Here is a 14,021-nt window from a genome sequence, read left to right as displayed (position 1 = left end):
ACATTTGTCGGAAATGAGTTTTCCTTAAATATTTAAAAGCTGTAAACCCAAAAAAATGATCGAACTGAAACATATTTACAAATGGATTTCCTCAGGTGGAAACCGTACTTTTTTATTAAAAGATATTAACCTCAACATCAATGAAGGCGAATTTGTCTCGATCATGGGCCCGTCCGGTTCCGGCAAATCAACCTTACTGCATATTTTGGGGATGATTGACGAGCCATCCGAAGGCGAATACCTCTTTATGGAGCAATCGGTTTTTAAGCTGAAGGAAAAGCAGCGTTCTAACCTGTACAAACAGCACATCGGTTTCGTGTTTCAGGCTTACCATTTGATTGACGAGCTGACGGTTTACGAAAACATCGAAACGCCGCTGATTTACCAGGACATGAAATCTTCGGAACGAAAATCTATTGTGGCCGATATTTTAGACCGTTTTCAGATTGTTGGGAAAAAAGATCTGTTCCCCAACCAGCTTTCGGGCGGGCAACAGCAATTGGTGGGCATTGCGCGCGCTTTGGCCGCAAACCCAAAAGTAATTTTGGCTGATGAACCAACCGGAAACCTCAACTCCAAACAAGCCGAAGAAATTATGGAACTGTTTAAAACCTTAAACCAGCAAGGCGTAACGATTGTGCAGGTAACACATTCCGAAAAAAACGCCGCTTACGGCTCGAGGATCATTAATTTGCTGGATGGAAGGATTGAATAAAGCTGCAGGCTATTAGCAGTCAGCCATCAGCTATCAGCCTCTTGCAAACGCACAACCTATCAAACTATAAAAGTATAAAACCATGCAAAAGCTGAAAGCCGATTGCTGAAAGCAAATACACTTATGATTTCCTTGAAAAAAATCCTCCTCTGCCTATGCTTCTTTTATGCCATAAAAATCAGTGCGCAAAGTACAGACAGCAGTCGTTTGACGTTGCAGCAATGCATCGAAATTGCAAGCCGGCAAAACCTGCAGGTGCAGCAAAGCGATTTGGCAGCACAACGCGCTAACATCAATTTGAGGCAGGCCAAAAGCAATTTGTTGCCCGCCATTTCCGGCAATGTTTCGCAGGGGCTGAACCAGGGCCGCAGTATTGACCCGTTTACCAATGCTTATTTAAACCAGCAAATCAATTACACCAATTATTCGCTTGGCGGAAACGTGGTTTTATTCAACGGTTTTTTGTTGTGGAACACCATCAAACAAAACCTGCTTGCTTTTGAGGCCAGTAAACTGGAACTGCAGCAGCAAAAAGACAACCTTACGCTGAACGTGATCCTCGCTTACCTGCAAATTTTAAACAACCAGGAATTGGTAAACCAAGCGCGCAACCAGGCTTTGGTATCGCAGGCACAAATCAAACGTTCGGAAATTTTGAACAAAGATGGCGCCATCGCGCCTTACCAATTGGCGGATTTAAAAGGGCAATTGGCCAACGACAGCTTGTCCATCATCAACAACCAAAACAATTTGGAAAGTGCCAAAGTAACGCTGGCGCAGTACATGAACGTGCCTTATCAAGTTAGCCAAACTTATGCGCCATTGACGGCCGAACAATTGGCTTCTTATGGCAACAACAATCCGGAAAGTATTTATCAGGCGGCTTTAGAGCAGTTGGGCCTGGTCAAAGCATCTGTGCTGCGAACGAAAAGTGCGGCCAAAGGCGTAAGTGCGGCGCGCGGCTATCTGTACCCAACGCTTTCTTTTAATGCCAGTGCCAACACCAATTATTCTAGCGCGGCCAGTCGTAGTATTTTTGTGGACAGTGTGCGCCAGCCAACCAGCGATTATGTGAATTTGCAGAACGGCTCCAAATCTTATGTTATCACCAACCAAAGCGATTACCGGCAGGAAAAAATCAGTTACGGCAACCAGTTTAAAAACAATTATAGTTCTTCGTTTTCGGTTGGATTGCAGATTCCTATTTTCACCAATTTGGTTGCACGCAACCGGATTTCGTTGGCAAAATTAGATTTAAAAAATGCCGAACTGGTGGAACAAACCACGCGCATCCAACTGAAACAATCGGTAGAACAAGCTTTTTTTAACACTACTGCTTCTTACAACCGCTACCAAACTTTGCAGCATCAGGTTGTAGCTTATACCGAATCTTTTAAAGCAACAGAAGTGAAGTTTAACGCCGGCGTTGGCACAAGTGTGGATTATACCGTTGCGAAAAACAAGCTGGATGCCGCCAATATCAACCTCATTTCTGCGCGGTACGATTACATTTTAAGGTTGAAAATATTGGATTATTATCAGGGGAAGTTATCGTGGTAATACTTCTTTTACAAGATAAAAATTGGTGTGGTTGATGGTTTTTTGTTTTAAAGAAACACACCCCTAACCCCTCTCAAGAGGGGAAATATGGCGCCTACCTTTCTCAATAAAATACTAAAAGGCATGAAGGTGAAAACATAAAAGTTTTAAGGTAGAAAAGTATAAGATCGCAAGGTAGCAAACTATGCTTCCCCTCTCGAGAGGGGTTAGGGGTGTGTTTTCCATCATACAAGTATTTTTTAGGCTAAATATCCAACAAACATTTCAACCCCGCCCATTTATAAATCCAACCAAATCTTTTACCTTAACAGCCAATACCAATGCTGTTTTTATATGCTTCGTTTTCGTTTGTTTATGTTGGTTTTGTTTTCTGTGTGCTGCTTTTCCTGCCAGCAAAAACAGCATGAAAGCCAGTCTTCCGCATCTCCTGCAAAACCCGAAAGTGATTCGGCTTTGATCGCCCGGACGAAAACTTCTTTTAAATCCGTTATCGGCATTCCCTTTACCGAAGTTTACCGCCGGTTTGCCAACGGCGTTTCTTTTAACGCGCAAGGTTATCAGCTTAAACCTTCCTGGAAAATCAATATTAAAGCAGATACTTTGGTTGCTGTTTTTAGCCCGATAAAATTGCGTTTTTACGATTTGCCTTTAAACTTAGACCACGATTCGATCTTTAACTTTTCGGGTGCCTGGTTCAAAGCCAAAAAAGTAACGAAAGACAGTTTGAAGTTCCAGGTTTTGGACGTGAACAACAAAATCATCAACTGGAAAAATTCCAACGTTTATGTTACTTTTTATGCTGATGCTTATCTGAAAAAACAGCATCTCCAAATAGAAAAGCTTCGTGAAACAACCCGAAAAGACACAGCTTACATTCGGGAATTGGCCAGACAAGCCAGCCTCGACCCAAAAAAAATATTTGCCGCACAAGAACCGGTTGTGTTAAAAAGCAAAAACCCGAATGTTGTGGTTACCAATGCCAGGCTCAAAGCCAAAGATTTGGACAATTATTACGTGCCCGAAACCTTGTTTTACCCGGAATATGAAGTAACCATCAACAAAGCTTATGCTGATTTTTACCACACTTTTGCCGTTCGGGTTGATGCGAAGGGGCAATTGCATTTTGTAGAACCGATGGAAAACATGCTGCCCGATGAACAGGAAAGCACCATCAAAGTAATGAAAGGCATTATGGACGGCTACCTGAAATTGTATTTAACCATTACACCCGGCAAAACTTTGGGCATTGCACATGATAGTTTGATTTTGTTGGTGGTAAGGGGAAATTCGGGTTGATGCTTCTTTTATCGGCATAAATTTGGTGTGAAGTTTTGATACTACAACGCTTTGTTAAATTTTGCTTTCATCTTTTCATTCGCCCCATCTTTCAGCAAATTGCCGTGGCCAAAAACAGCTTTATCAAAAGAAAAACCCGCTGCTTTTAAAATGCTTTTCCGGCCTAAATTAATGTCTTCGTACAAAGTGCTGTAATCAACACCGACTGCATTTGCGCAAATATCGGCCGCAATCAAAACACCTTCGTCCTTCAACAACAATGCGATATGCCCTGCACTATGCCCAGGCGTATGGATTACCTGGATTCCGCCTGCAATTGGCAGCACGTCGTTGTCTTTCAATTTTTCGTCAACGGTTACCGGCGCAATCGTGTTTCCTGCTTTTTTGATAAACAAATTATAAATCAGCCAGTGAACTACGCCTGGCGTCAGGTGCATTTGCCTTCCTCCTATCCCTTGTTCTATCAGCGGCGCATCAGTTTCGTGTGCAAAAACCGGAACATTAAAAAGTTTTTTCAGTTCGGCCGCATTTCCGGCATGGTCTGGATGGCAATGGGTCAAAATAATTTGTTTGATATCCTCCGGTTTTTTACCTGCTTTTTTTATCGCCGAAAATATTTTTTCCGTGCTGCCTTTCAAGCCGGTATCAATCAAAGTCAGGCCGTTGTTTTCAATTACAAAAGCATTAACTGTACCTAAACTGATCTGATAAAGGCTTTGGGTTATTTGTTTCATTTGGGATGGATGAGCGTTGCTAAAATTTATGCGATAAAAACAGCATCAACATAAATAGGATTGAAACTGTTGCTTGCCAAATGTACGCAACGAAGCTGTAAAGTTTTGCAATCGGTAGATAAGAAACATGTGAACCAGACAAATAACTATTGTTCCTGTTGACTACAAAAAATTCAAGATCAATTGGTTTACCTTGGCCGCTTTTTCGTGGTGCAGCCAGTGCGTGGCATCGTCAATGTAAATCAATTTCCCTTTGGCACAAAGCATGTTGCTTTTGGCGGCCATTTGCGGAAGCAGGAATTTGTCCTGCGTTCCCCACAAAATTAACGTTGGAATTTGGATGCGTTTGTAGGCGGGCCGACTGTATTTGTAAGCGCGGTACCAATTGATCATCGCCCGCACCGCTCCCGGTTGCCGCCAGGCAGCTTTGTATTGGCCGATTTCTAAACGCGTAAACGTATGTTGAAGTGCCGTGCCAATCATGCTCCTTTCCATCAGCTTATAATTGAACCAACTGCTGACCCATTCGGGCAAAAACGGGATTTGGAAAAAACCGGTGTACCAACTGCGCAGCATTTGCCTGGCATTGTTTTTTAAAGTTTCGCGAAATACTTTTAAATGCGGCATGTTCAGGATGATGAGTTTTTCGATCAATTCGGGATGTTGCCCGGCCAGTTCCCAGGCTACGCCTCCGCCCCAATCATGCCCAACCAAAATTACTTTTTCGGTTGATAATTGCTTGATCAAAGCGACCATATCTTCTACCAAATTTTCTATCCGGTAAGCTTTTACGCCTTTTGGTTTGCTGCTGAGGTTATAGCCGCGCTGATCGGGCGCGATGACACGGAAACCTTTTGCCGCAAAAAACGTCAACTGCTTTTTCCAGCCCAACGAAAACTCGGGGAAACCATGCAAAAACAGCATCACTTTTCCTTGCTGCGGGCCAGCAATTGCGGCGTGCAAAACAATCCCGTTAACATTATAAAACTGACTGCTGATTTCCATATCAAAAACAATTTGTTGCCTGCTATAGATACGGCAAAAAGACAGATGCTGTTTTTATAAGGATAAAATTTGTTGGGATAGTTAAGATTTGGATCGGGATTTTGATTTGGATCGGGATTTTTAGGAGTTAGGGAAAGGACGGATTTTTGGTTGGTAAAAGAAGTATTTGGAAGTAGTTAAAACTTGGATCGGGATTTTTAGGATTTGTGGAAAGGACGGATTTTTGGTTGGTAAAAGAAGTATTTGGAAATAGTTAAAGTCTGGATCAGGATTTTTAGGATTTGTGGAAAGATTGGATTTTTAAGTTGATAAAAGAAGCATCGGGCCAAACCCAATTATTCATTGTTTGGGTTTTCAGTTTGCAGTACCTCCGCTACTAATTCCACAAGTAAAATCAAATTTTAGTGTTTATAATTTTGAAAAAGTAGTTCAGCTTTTTTAAGTTTAGGCTTTAAAAACAATTGCTATCGCTGATGAAAAAGCTACTCTTTCTACTTTGGCTGCTGCCTGCCGTTTGCCTGGCGCAAACAGATTCTACAAAAATAAATCCCCATTATATTTATGGCCGGATTTTTATCGAGCCGGTGACTTTTAGTTCTAAAATTACGGTCAAATGGGATTTTGGGCGTATCAGCAGTAATATTTATCTATCTGAAAACGAGTTTAGAAAGTTAACAGGCGAGCTTAGCCGACTTAACAACGAAATAGATGTTCTGAATTATCTGTCGCTGCAAGGATGGGAAGTGGTTACCCGTTATCAATTTCGCGACGAAAACCCGTCTTATTTTCTTCGAAAAAAGGTACAATAATTAAATGCTTCTTTTACCCCTATATTTTCGATGAACTATGAACAATAACCCATGACCATCAACCATAACCTTTTTTGTCCAAGTACGCGCCAATCAATTGTACATTTTCGGCAGTTAAATCTTCGCCTGCAACTTCCTCCAGATTCCAGCCGCCGTTTTCTTTCATAATTGTGCCGATAAAAACAGTATCCCTGGTAATGCGGTACAAGTTATTTTCTATCGGAATGGCGCGGCAAATCGCATCTTTAAAAATACCCCGAACTTGAATGGCTTCCATATGCAGCAAAGATAGCAGAATTATAAAAGCAGTTTAAACCGCTTCGGCTTTAGTTTCAGCAAAAAAAACCCCCACCAAATTGATGAGGTTTTTGTATGAATGGATCCGCAATTACCAGCCGCGGTAGCCATAGTCCCAACGGCCATAACTACGGAAATCACGGTCGTGGTAGTCGCGACCTCTCCTGTCCCAGCCGCGGTTGTAGCCGTAGTCCCGGCCGCGGTAATCCCGGTCGGCATAATTTCGGTCTTGTCCGCCTTGGTTTTGATAATACTGTCCGCCGCGGTTCGGCATATTTTGGCCCTGATAGTTTTGGCCGCCTTGGTTTTGGTAATTTTGGTAGTTGCCCCGGCCGCCATTGTTTTGGGCTTGGCCATTTTGATTGCCATAGCCACCTTGCTGAGATCCGGAGCCACGGTTTCCTCCTTGCGTATAAGTTCCGTTTTGTTGCTGGCGGTTACGCCAATCTTGTGCGTTTGCAGTATTGGCAAAATTGAAAATCAAAGCAGAAAAAACAACCAGCGAAGTAACTTTGAGCGTTTTCATATTTTTAGTTTTTAAAAGACTTATGATGAATAGAGTACTTGCAACAGTGGTAGTTTAACTTAAAAATATATAGTTTTTTGGGTTAAACCTTTTGATGAAATTTGTTCTAAGCTGAAATTTTTTACAAATTGATATTGCCAAATTTAGGGCGATAAAAGAAGCATTTGGCGGGGAATGCTTTTTGAATTTTGTTGGCCAAATTGCAAACAAAACAAATCAGATAAAAACAACAAAAAATACAATGGAAGTATGGAAAATTGCAACATCAAAACCCTAAAAATCATGAACAAAATTGAACATTTTGAAATACAATCTTCCAAACCAAAACATGAACTTGAATTTTACAAAGCTGTTTTTAATGAGAAAATTATCCAAGAAGAATCTGTGGCGAACCACAACATAGTCGGATTATTTTAAACTGATGAACAGGCATTTCTGTAAAATATACAAGTCAAACTTAATTGATAAATTCAACTAACAATCTTTCAAACCCCAGCCTTTTTATCATCAACCTTGATAAACAAATAAGGGTCATAGTCAATAAAATCGTTCACTTTGATAAAAGTGGAAACAACTTTGTTTTGATTGGTTTTAAATTCTAAAGGGAAAATACCAAAAGCAGGATTGTTGTAAGTAAGTAGCCACTCGCCGTTGTCCATATATTGCAATTTGGCTTTCAAAGTTGCATGTCCGTTAAAGTTCACTTGTAAATCTTTTCCGGCTTGCGTAATGCTGATCGGGCCATAAAGTTCGTTTATATAAGTTCCTGTATATTTTGATATGGGCAATGTTGGCGTGTTCCCTTTTACACGTGCCTGCATGGCTTTTACTTTGGCTACACTTGCGTTAAATTGTGGCGTAAAAGCTTGTAATGCTTGTTTGCTGCGGTTGACATAAGGCACATCCAAGTAAGCATCCAAAATTTGGTAGCGCAAGGCTTCAAAAAATTCCTGGTTGTCGTTGTTGGTCAGGATCACAATGCCCAGCTTTTCTTCGGGCACAAAACAAGTATTGGTAACAAAACCATCGGCACCGCCAGTATGGTAAAAAATTTGTCGGCCGTTGTAATCCCGCTGAAAAACACCCAAACCATAACCCGTATAATGGCTTGGGTAAACACTGGATTTAGTGCTCGAAATAACCGTGTTCATCTCCCTTGTTTTTTGCAGCACGCTCCAAGGCAAAATCCGTTTGCCCATATACCGGCCGCTGTCCAACTGCAGCATCAACCATTTCGACAAGTCTTTTACGTTGCTTACCAAACTTCCGGCCGGCGCCAAATTGTCTACCAAATCATACGGCAACTCGGATAATTTGCCGGTAAAAACAGTACTGTACGGTTTGGCCACGTCTTTTCGTTGCGCTGCGCCTTTTCCCAAAGTGTAGGTGTTGACCATGCCCAACGGGGTAAGCAAACTGTCCTGGATATAAGTTTCCCAGGCTTTGCCGGTAACTTTTGGTATCACCTCTCCTGCTGTCAAAAAACAACTGTTGCAGTAGCCAAAGCTTTGGCGAAACTGCTGCGCCGGTTTCAGCAGTTTCATTTTGCCCATAATTTGCTGGCGCGAGAGGTTACCGTTCCAAAAAGTAAAATCGCCCTGAAAAGTTCCGGTGCCGAGATGGTGCGAAAGCATGTCTTTTATCGTAACCAAAGCTGTGGTGTTGGCATCGTACAACTTGTAATCGGGGAAGTATTTGGTGATTTTGTCGTTCAGCGACAGTTTTTTATCATAATCCAATTGTGCCAAAGCCGTGGCCGTAAACAGTTTGCTGTTGCTGGCGATCAAAAACAACGTATTCTCATCCACCGGTTCTTTGGTTTTAATATCGCGCACGCCGTAACCTTTCATCGCCATAATTTTGCCGTCTTTAACAATGGCAATGGCCAAGCCGGGCAAATTCCAGTCTTTCATGCCTTGCCGCACGTAATTGTCCAAACTATCGGTTATAAAATTTTGCGCCTGTGTTTTAATTGGGGCAACAAACGAAAACCAAGCCAGCAGCACAACAAACAGTTTCTTCATTTTTAAATTCTTAGAAAATTAATTAACCGGAAATTTAACGCAATTAAGGATTTTATAGTGATAAAAACAGCATCGGCATCAACTAAAACCAAATAACCAAAAAAAGAAATTACGTATTTCTGCCTTTAACGGAAATTTGATTATTACAGGATTGTTTAAACCGATCTGCCTAAAAAGTTTAAGCAGATTGGTTTGAGAAGTTTTTAGGAAGCAGAAACGGAATGCTTCTTTTATGGCATAAAAATCAGTAAGCAATTTTGTTCGTTTGATCTTTTAAACCAGTTTGTCCGTCGTAATTGGCAAATCCCGAACCCGTTTTCCGGTTGCATGAAATACAGCATTTGCAACAGCAGCTGCCATCCCGATCAAAGAAATTTCGCCCACGCCTTTTGATCCCATCGGGTTGATGTAAGGGTCTTTTTTATCTATAAAAACAGCATCAATCGCCGGAATATCCGCATGGACCGGAACATGGTAATCGGCCAGGTTGTTGTTGACATAGCGGCCAAACCGGTCGTCTATCACGGCTTCTTCCATCAAAGCCATCCCAATCCCGCCAATTGCACCGCCTATCACTTGGCTTCCCGCAGTTTTATGGTTGATGATCTTGCCGGCATCCGCACAGCTAACTACCCGTTTTACCTTGACTTGTCCGGTTGCCGGATGCACATTTACTTCCACAAAGTGCACCGAGAACGAGTAAAAAGAATATTTGCGGCGTTCATCGCCTGATTTGGATTCTTCGGTAACATCCAAAGTTGGCAAGCTGTGCTTCTTCAAAACATCCGCATAAGCTATTTTGATGGACTGGTCTTTGGAAGTGATCTGCCCGTTTGCAAAAGTCAGGTCGGCAGGTTTTACCGAAGCTGCTTCTCCTTGTCCGATGGCCAGTTCGCCCAATTTATTTTTCAGGGAAACGCAAACCGCCGTAACCGCCGAACCAACCGTAGAAACGGTGGAAGAACCGCCTTGGCTTGGCGCTTTCGGAAAAGAAGAATTGCCCAATTGAAACTTGATTTTTTCGACCGGAACCTGCAAAACATCCGAAGCAATTTGCACCATCGCCGTTGCCGTTCCCGGCCCGATATCGGTGGTGGCACATTGGATAGTGTAAGTTCCGTCGGCCAACATCTGTATGCTCGCCGTAGCCGCACTTCTTCCGGCCGAAAAACTACCCGTGCCCATGCCGTAACCAATCAGCATACCGTCTTCCGTTTTCATCGAACGCGGTTTGGGATTGCGTTTAAACCAGCCAATCCTGTCGGCGGCTTCCTGGTAACATTCTTTTAAATACTTGCTTGACCAGGGCAAATTTCTTTCCGGATCCGTATCTGCATGGTTGCGCAAACGCAGTTCAATCGGGTCGAGGTTAAGCTGATAGGCCAGTTCGTCCATCGCACAATCCAAAGCAAAAGCACCGGAAGCTTCTCCCGGCCCGCGCATCCAAGTTGGCGTGCTGACGTTTAAGGGCAAAATTTTATAACGCGTATTTACATTCGGGCAAGCGTATAAAAACTTGGAAACGTTCACCGTTCCTTCCGTAAATTCTTCATAAGTAGAAGTTTGGCTGATGGCTTCGTGGCTGATGCCAACCAATTTTCCGTCTGCCGTTGCGCCCAGGCCAACTTTTTGCCAGGTGTACGGCCGGTAGCCAACCATCGTAAACATTTGGTCCCTGCTGATCACTAATTTTACCGGCCGGCCAACTTTTTGCGCCGCCATTACCGCTGCAATTTCATGCGGCCAAGTACGCAACGCATTTCCAAACGCGCCGCCAACATAAGTGGCAACCACCTGCACGTTTTCTACCGGGATTTTGAACGCTTGCGCAATCGTACCCTGTACCCCTTTTAGCGATTGTGTTTTATCGTAAACCGTAACTTTATCCGGCGCATCCCAAACAGCAATGATGGATTGCAGCTCCATCGGGTTGTGCACTTCCGTTGGGATCACATATTCTGCTTCAACTTTTACCGGTGCAGTTTTATAAGCATCGGCTTCTCCACGCAAATAATCGCCGTTAGAATTACGGTTTTTTGCCTGGGAAGGAAAATCGGCAGAACTTACATTGGCATCAAAACCCGTTTGGAACGAAGTTTTTTGATATTGCGCCTGCACCAATCCGGCTGTAAACTGTGCCCTTTCCAAGGTATCTGCAACCACCAAAGCAACCGGCTGTCCGTAAAAATAAATAGTATCATCTGAAAAAATGCGCAAAGGCTGGCCTTTCGTCGTTTGTCCTTTTGCAGGATTTGAACCTTCCGAATAGCCCGGGATTTGTGGCGCGTTAAAATGCGAGATCACCGCTAAAACCCCTGGTGCTTTTTCAGCTTTTTTGGCATCCATACTTTGGATTTTTCCGCCTGCAACCGTGCTGGTTACCAAAACGCCGTAAGTGAGTTTCGGTATCGGAAACTCTGCAGAATATCGGGCCGCACCGGTTACTTTCAACCTGCCGTCCACCCTGTCTAAACCTTCAACAGCCTTGCTGTCAAAAAATTTTGTATCCATCAAACTCATGCTATTCCTGATGCTGTTCTTAAGGCCTCAATTATGGTGTTCGGTGACATCTTCAACTTAAACGAATTGTACTTTAAACCTTTTGCGTTTTGCATGGCAATTTCGGCAGCTTGTTTAAAGGTTGCCTCGTTTGCCGGTTTTCCAACTAAATATTTTTCCGCTTCGGTCGGCCGCCACGGTTTGTGCGCTACGCCGCCCATCGCCAGTTGTGCTTCTTTTATCGTATTATTTTTGATGTTGAGGGCAGCCGCAACAGAAACCAACGCAAAAGCATACGAACTGCGGTCGCGGACTTTCAAATAATGAACGTTTTTGCTGAAGGCATTATCCGGGATTTCAATCCCTGTAATCAATTCGCCCTTCATCAAATTGTTGTCTTTTTCCGGATGCTCTCCCGGCAAACGGTGAAAATCGGTAAACAAAACTCGGCGGTCGCCTTTTGGCCCCGAAATTAAAACGGTGGCATCCAAAGCAGCCAGCGCAACTGACATATCGCTTGGGTTAACGGCCACACATTGCGAACTTGCACCAAAAATGGCGTGCATCCGGTTGTAGCCTTCCAACGCGCCGCAGCCAGAACCAGGCTGGCGTTTGTTGCAAGGCAAATCCGGGTTGTTGAAGTAAAAACAACGCGTCCGCTGCATCATGTTGCCCCCAATCGTGGCTACATTTCTTAATTGTGCCGAAGCGCCGGCATTTAAAGCCAGCGACAATAAAGGCTGGTTTTGCAGCACCAATTTGTGGTCGGCCACATCAGCGTTGGTGGCCAAAGCGCCGATGTACAAACCATTGCTTTGCTTTTTGATCTCGGTTAAAGGGATTGGGTTAATGTCCACCAGTTTTGGCGGAGCTGTAACGCCGTTTTTCATTAAATCAATCAGGTTCGTTCCTCCTGCCAAAAAAGCGGCCGAAGGATCTTTGGCTAAAGCGCCGATGGCCGTTTTAGCCGTGTTTGCCCGCACGTATTGAAACTGGTTCATACTTTTTGCCCTCCGTTTTTCACTTCTGTAATTGCGTTTACAATGTTTGGGTAGGCGCCGCAACGGCAAATGTTCCCGCTCATGTATTCCCGGATCTCGTTTTCCGAATTGGCGTGCCCTTCACGAATGCAAGCCACCGCCGACATGATTTGTCCCGGTGTGCAATAACCGCATTGAAAACCATCATGTTTGATAAAAGCTTCCTGCATTGGGTGCAAATCGGCGCCGTTGGCCAAACCTTCTATCGTGGTTACTTTTTTTCCGTCGTGCATCACCGCTAAAGTGAGGCAGGAGTTTTGCCGTTTGCCGTTTACGTGGACGGTGCAAGCGCCGCATTGTCCGTGGTCGCAGCCTTTTTTGGTTCCGGTTAGTTGCAATTGTTCGCGCAGCAAATCCAGCAGCGTAACCCGCGGCTCAACGGACAAAGCATGTTTTACCCCGTTCACTTCCAGCTTTAGCGGTACTTTTTCAAATACGGCAGCCAGTTTTTCGTCCATTTCTTTTTCGGCAGCCGATACCAAACTTACCGGAGCAAGCGCAATCGCTGATAAAAAAGTTGTTTTTTTAAGAAAATCACGGCGGCCTGAACCTGCGTTTTCATTCAGGTTTTCATCCGGCACAGAACACTGATCCTTCTCCATAAAGTTTAATTTTTCTCCGTTTAAAACTACTGTTTTTATAGGCATAAAAGAAGCATTATGTCTGTAATATTTTTCTTAACAATTACAATTTTTGCCAGATTTTTTCTTTGTGGTTTATTTTCTGGTAATGCTGGTTTAAGTGGCTGAACCGCAGCGTTTCTTTACTTCCCAAAGCCAAAAAACCTTTCGTTTCCAAACTGCTGTCAAACAAGGTGAACACGCTGTTCTGCAGTTCCTGGTTAAAATAGATCAAAACGTTGCGGCAAATGATCAATTGGAACTGGTTGAAAGAAGTATCGGCAGCGAGGTTATGGGTGGAGAAAACGATGCGCTTTTTCAGCCCGTCATGAAATTTCACCTGCCCAAAATACGGCTCAAAATAGTTTTGCAACGACAATTCGCCGCCGGATTTCAAATAATTATCGGCGTAATGCTGAAAAGAATTTTGCGGAAAAATACCTTTTGAAGCCGTTTCCAAAGCTTCAGGGTTGATATCCGTAGCATACAAAATGGATTTATTAAGCAAGCGAAGTTCTTTCAGCAAAATGGCCATCGAATAAACTTCTTCACCGGTTGAACAGCCTGCGTGCCAAATCCTGATAAGCGGAAAATTGCTTAAAGCAGGCAAAATCTCCGTTCGCAAAGCCGCAAAAAAAGAAGGGTCGCGGAACATTTCGGTAACCGGGACCATGATTTTGGAGATGAACAAACGAAAATATTGCGGGTCATTTTTAAGCAGATAACGCAATGCCGTAAAGCTGCCCACTTGTTGCAAATTATAAAACTGGTTGATCCGCCGTTGCAGCATCGGCATCGAATATCCCGTAAAATCGTAACCGTAAGTGTCAATCAAATCGGTCAACAATTGGTTGATTTCTTCTTCACTCAGTATGCCCACCATTTTTATACCGATA

14 protein-coding genes are annotated in these 14,021 nt (G+C 43.4%); 5 read left to right on the top strand and 9 right to left on the bottom strand.

The window, feature by feature from the left end; all coding sequences use genetic code 11:
* The first annotated feature begins 55 nt into the window (after positions 1 to 55).
* The 3 genes from V5804_RS14025 (at position 56) to V5804_RS14015 (ending at position 3,571) form a co-directional block, all read left to right on the top strand.
* Complete coding sequence (locus tag V5804_RS14025) at positions 56 to 715, top strand: ABC transporter ATP-binding protein (protein ID WP_369592023.1); 660 nt, start codon at positions 56 to 58, stop codon at positions 713 to 715.
* Positions 716 to 847: 132 nt separating this feature from the next.
* Positions 848 to 2,275 (top strand): TolC family protein, encoded by a 1,428-nt coding sequence (locus V5804_RS14020; protein ID WP_369592022.1) that lies wholly within the window; start codon positions 848 to 850, stop codon positions 2,273 to 2,275.
* Between the two features lie 333 nt (positions 2,276 to 2,608).
* Positions 2,609 to 3,571 (top strand): hypothetical protein, encoded by a 963-nt coding sequence (locus V5804_RS14015; protein ID WP_369592021.1) that lies wholly within the window; start codon positions 2,609 to 2,611, stop codon positions 3,569 to 3,571.
* Positions 3,572 to 3,612: 41 nt separating this feature from the next.
* Here V5804_RS14015 and V5804_RS14010 read toward each other — a convergent pair whose 3' ends face one another.
* Positions 3,613 to 4,305, bottom strand: coding sequence for an MBL fold metallo-hydrolase (locus V5804_RS14010; RefSeq protein WP_369592020.1), 693 nt, complete (start codon positions 4,303 to 4,305; stop codon positions 3,613 to 3,615).
* A 162-nt stretch (positions 4,306 to 4,467) separates the two neighbouring features.
* Positions 4,468 to 5,310, bottom strand: coding sequence for an alpha/beta fold hydrolase (locus V5804_RS14005; protein WP_369592019.1), 843 nt, complete (start codon positions 5,308 to 5,310; stop codon positions 4,468 to 4,470).
* A gap of 473 nt (positions 5,311 to 5,783) precedes the next feature.
* On the opposite strand from V5804_RS14005, the gene V5804_RS14000 reads away from it, so the two are divergent.
* Positions 5,784 to 6,119, top strand: a complete 336-nt coding sequence (locus tag V5804_RS14000; protein ID WP_369592018.1) for a hypothetical protein — start codon at positions 5,784 to 5,786, stop codon at positions 6,117 to 6,119.
* A 58-nt stretch (positions 6,120 to 6,177) separates the two neighbouring features.
* Here the strand turns inward: V5804_RS14000 and V5804_RS13995 are convergent, their stop codons facing one another.
* Both V5804_RS13995 and V5804_RS13990 read right to left on the bottom strand, forming a co-directional pair.
* Positions 6,178 to 6,396, bottom strand: coding sequence for a hypothetical protein (locus V5804_RS13995; RefSeq protein ID WP_369592017.1), 219 nt, complete (start codon positions 6,394 to 6,396; stop codon positions 6,178 to 6,180).
* A 111-nt stretch (positions 6,397 to 6,507) separates the two neighbouring features.
* Positions 6,508 to 6,942: a hypothetical protein gene (locus tag V5804_RS13990; protein WP_369592016.1), complete on the bottom strand. Its 435-nt coding sequence runs from the start codon at positions 6,940 to 6,942 to the stop codon at positions 6,508 to 6,510.
* 282 nt (positions 6,943 to 7,224) lie between these two features.
* Here V5804_RS13990 and V5804_RS13985 point away from each other — a divergent pair, with 282 nt between their 5' ends.
* Complete coding sequence (locus V5804_RS13985) at positions 7,225 to 7,359, top strand: hypothetical protein (RefSeq protein WP_369592015.1); 135 nt, start codon at positions 7,225 to 7,227, stop codon at positions 7,357 to 7,359.
* Between the two features lie 68 nt (positions 7,360 to 7,427).
* Here the strand turns inward: V5804_RS13985 and V5804_RS13980 are convergent, their stop codons facing one another.
* The 5 genes from V5804_RS13980 to V5804_RS13960 all read right to left on the bottom strand — a co-directional run bounded on the left by V5804_RS13980 (position 7,428) and on the right by V5804_RS13960 (position 14,008).
* The gene (locus V5804_RS13980; RefSeq protein WP_369592014.1) at positions 7,428 to 8,966 is read right to left on the bottom strand and encodes a serine hydrolase; all 1,539 of its coding nucleotides are present in this window, start codon (positions 8,964 to 8,966) and stop codon (positions 7,428 to 7,430) included.
* 273 nt (positions 8,967 to 9,239) lie between these two features.
* Positions 9,240 to 11,477: a xanthine dehydrogenase family protein molybdopterin-binding subunit gene (locus tag V5804_RS13975; RefSeq protein ID WP_369592013.1), complete on the bottom strand. Its 2,238-nt coding sequence runs from the start codon at positions 11,475 to 11,477 to the stop codon at positions 9,240 to 9,242.
* Positions 11,478 to 11,482: 5 nt separating this feature from the next.
* On the bottom strand, positions 11,483 to 12,466 hold the full coding sequence (locus V5804_RS13970) for a xanthine dehydrogenase family protein subunit M (protein WP_369592012.1): 984 nt from the start codon (positions 12,464 to 12,466) through the stop codon (positions 11,483 to 11,485).
* Entirely contained in the window at positions 12,463 to 13,107 is a 645-nt protein-coding gene (locus tag V5804_RS13965; RefSeq protein WP_369592011.1) for a (2Fe-2S)-binding protein, read from the bottom strand. Before V5804_RS13965 ends, V5804_RS13970 begins: the two co-directional genes overlap by 4 nt.
* Positions 13,108 to 13,189: 82 nt before the next feature.
* The gene (locus V5804_RS13960; protein ID WP_369592010.1) at positions 13,190 to 14,008 is read right to left on the bottom strand and encodes a protein-glutamate O-methyltransferase CheR; all 819 of its coding nucleotides are present in this window, start codon (positions 14,006 to 14,008) and stop codon (positions 13,190 to 13,192) included.
* Positions 14,009 to 14,021: the final 13 nt, after the last annotated feature.

It is taken from the genome of Mucilaginibacter sp., assembly GCF_041088075.1.
Taxonomy (GTDB): Bacteria; Bacteroidota; Bacteroidia; order Sphingobacteriales; family Sphingobacteriaceae; genus Mucilaginibacter_A.
The sequence above is the reverse complement of the archived record's forward strand: the minus strand, read 5'-3'. Positions and strand labels throughout refer to the sequence as shown.

Coding starts and splice junctions, on each gene's coding strand:
- V5804_RS14005 (WP_369592019.1), bottom strand. CDS start 5,310: ATGGAAATCAGCAGTCAGTTTTATAATGTTAACGGGATTGTTTTGCAC.
- V5804_RS13980 (WP_369592014.1), bottom strand. CDS start 8,966: ATGAAGAAACTGTTTGTTGTGCTGCTGGCTTGGTTTTCGTTTGTTGCC.
- V5804_RS13970 (WP_369592012.1), bottom strand. CDS start 12,466: ATGAACCAGTTTCAATACGTGCGGGCAAACACGGCTAAAACGGCCATC.
- V5804_RS14025 (WP_369592023.1), top strand. CDS start 56: ATGATCGAACTGAAACATATTTACAAATGGATTTCCTCAGGTGGAAAC.
- V5804_RS13995 (WP_369592017.1), bottom strand. CDS start 6,396: ATGGAAGCCATTCAAGTTCGGGGTATTTTTAAAGATGCGATTTGCCGC.
- V5804_RS13960 (WP_369592010.1), bottom strand. CDS start 14,008: ATGGTGGGCATACTGAGTGAAGAAGAAATCAACCAATTGTTGACCGAT.
- V5804_RS14015 (WP_369592021.1), top strand. CDS start 2,609: ATGCTTCGTTTTCGTTTGTTTATGTTGGTTTTGTTTTCTGTGTGCTGC.
- V5804_RS14010 (WP_369592020.1), bottom strand. CDS start 4,305: ATGAAACAAATAACCCAAAGCCTTTATCAGATCAGTTTAGGTACAGTT.
- V5804_RS13985 (WP_369592015.1), top strand. CDS start 7,225: ATGAACAAAATTGAACATTTTGAAATACAATCTTCCAAACCAAAACAT.
- V5804_RS13975 (WP_369592013.1), bottom strand. CDS start 11,477: ATGGATACAAAATTTTTTGACAGCAAGGCTGTTGAAGGTTTAGACAGG.
- V5804_RS14000 (WP_369592018.1), top strand. CDS start 5,784: ATGAAAAAGCTACTCTTTCTACTTTGGCTGCTGCCTGCCGTTTGCCTG.
- V5804_RS13965 (WP_369592011.1), bottom strand. CDS start 13,107: ATGGAGAAGGATCAGTGTTCTGTGCCGGATGAAAACCTGAATGAAAAC.
- V5804_RS13990 (WP_369592016.1), bottom strand. CDS start 6,942: ATGAAAACGCTCAAAGTTACTTCGCTGGTTGTTTTTTCTGCTTTGATT.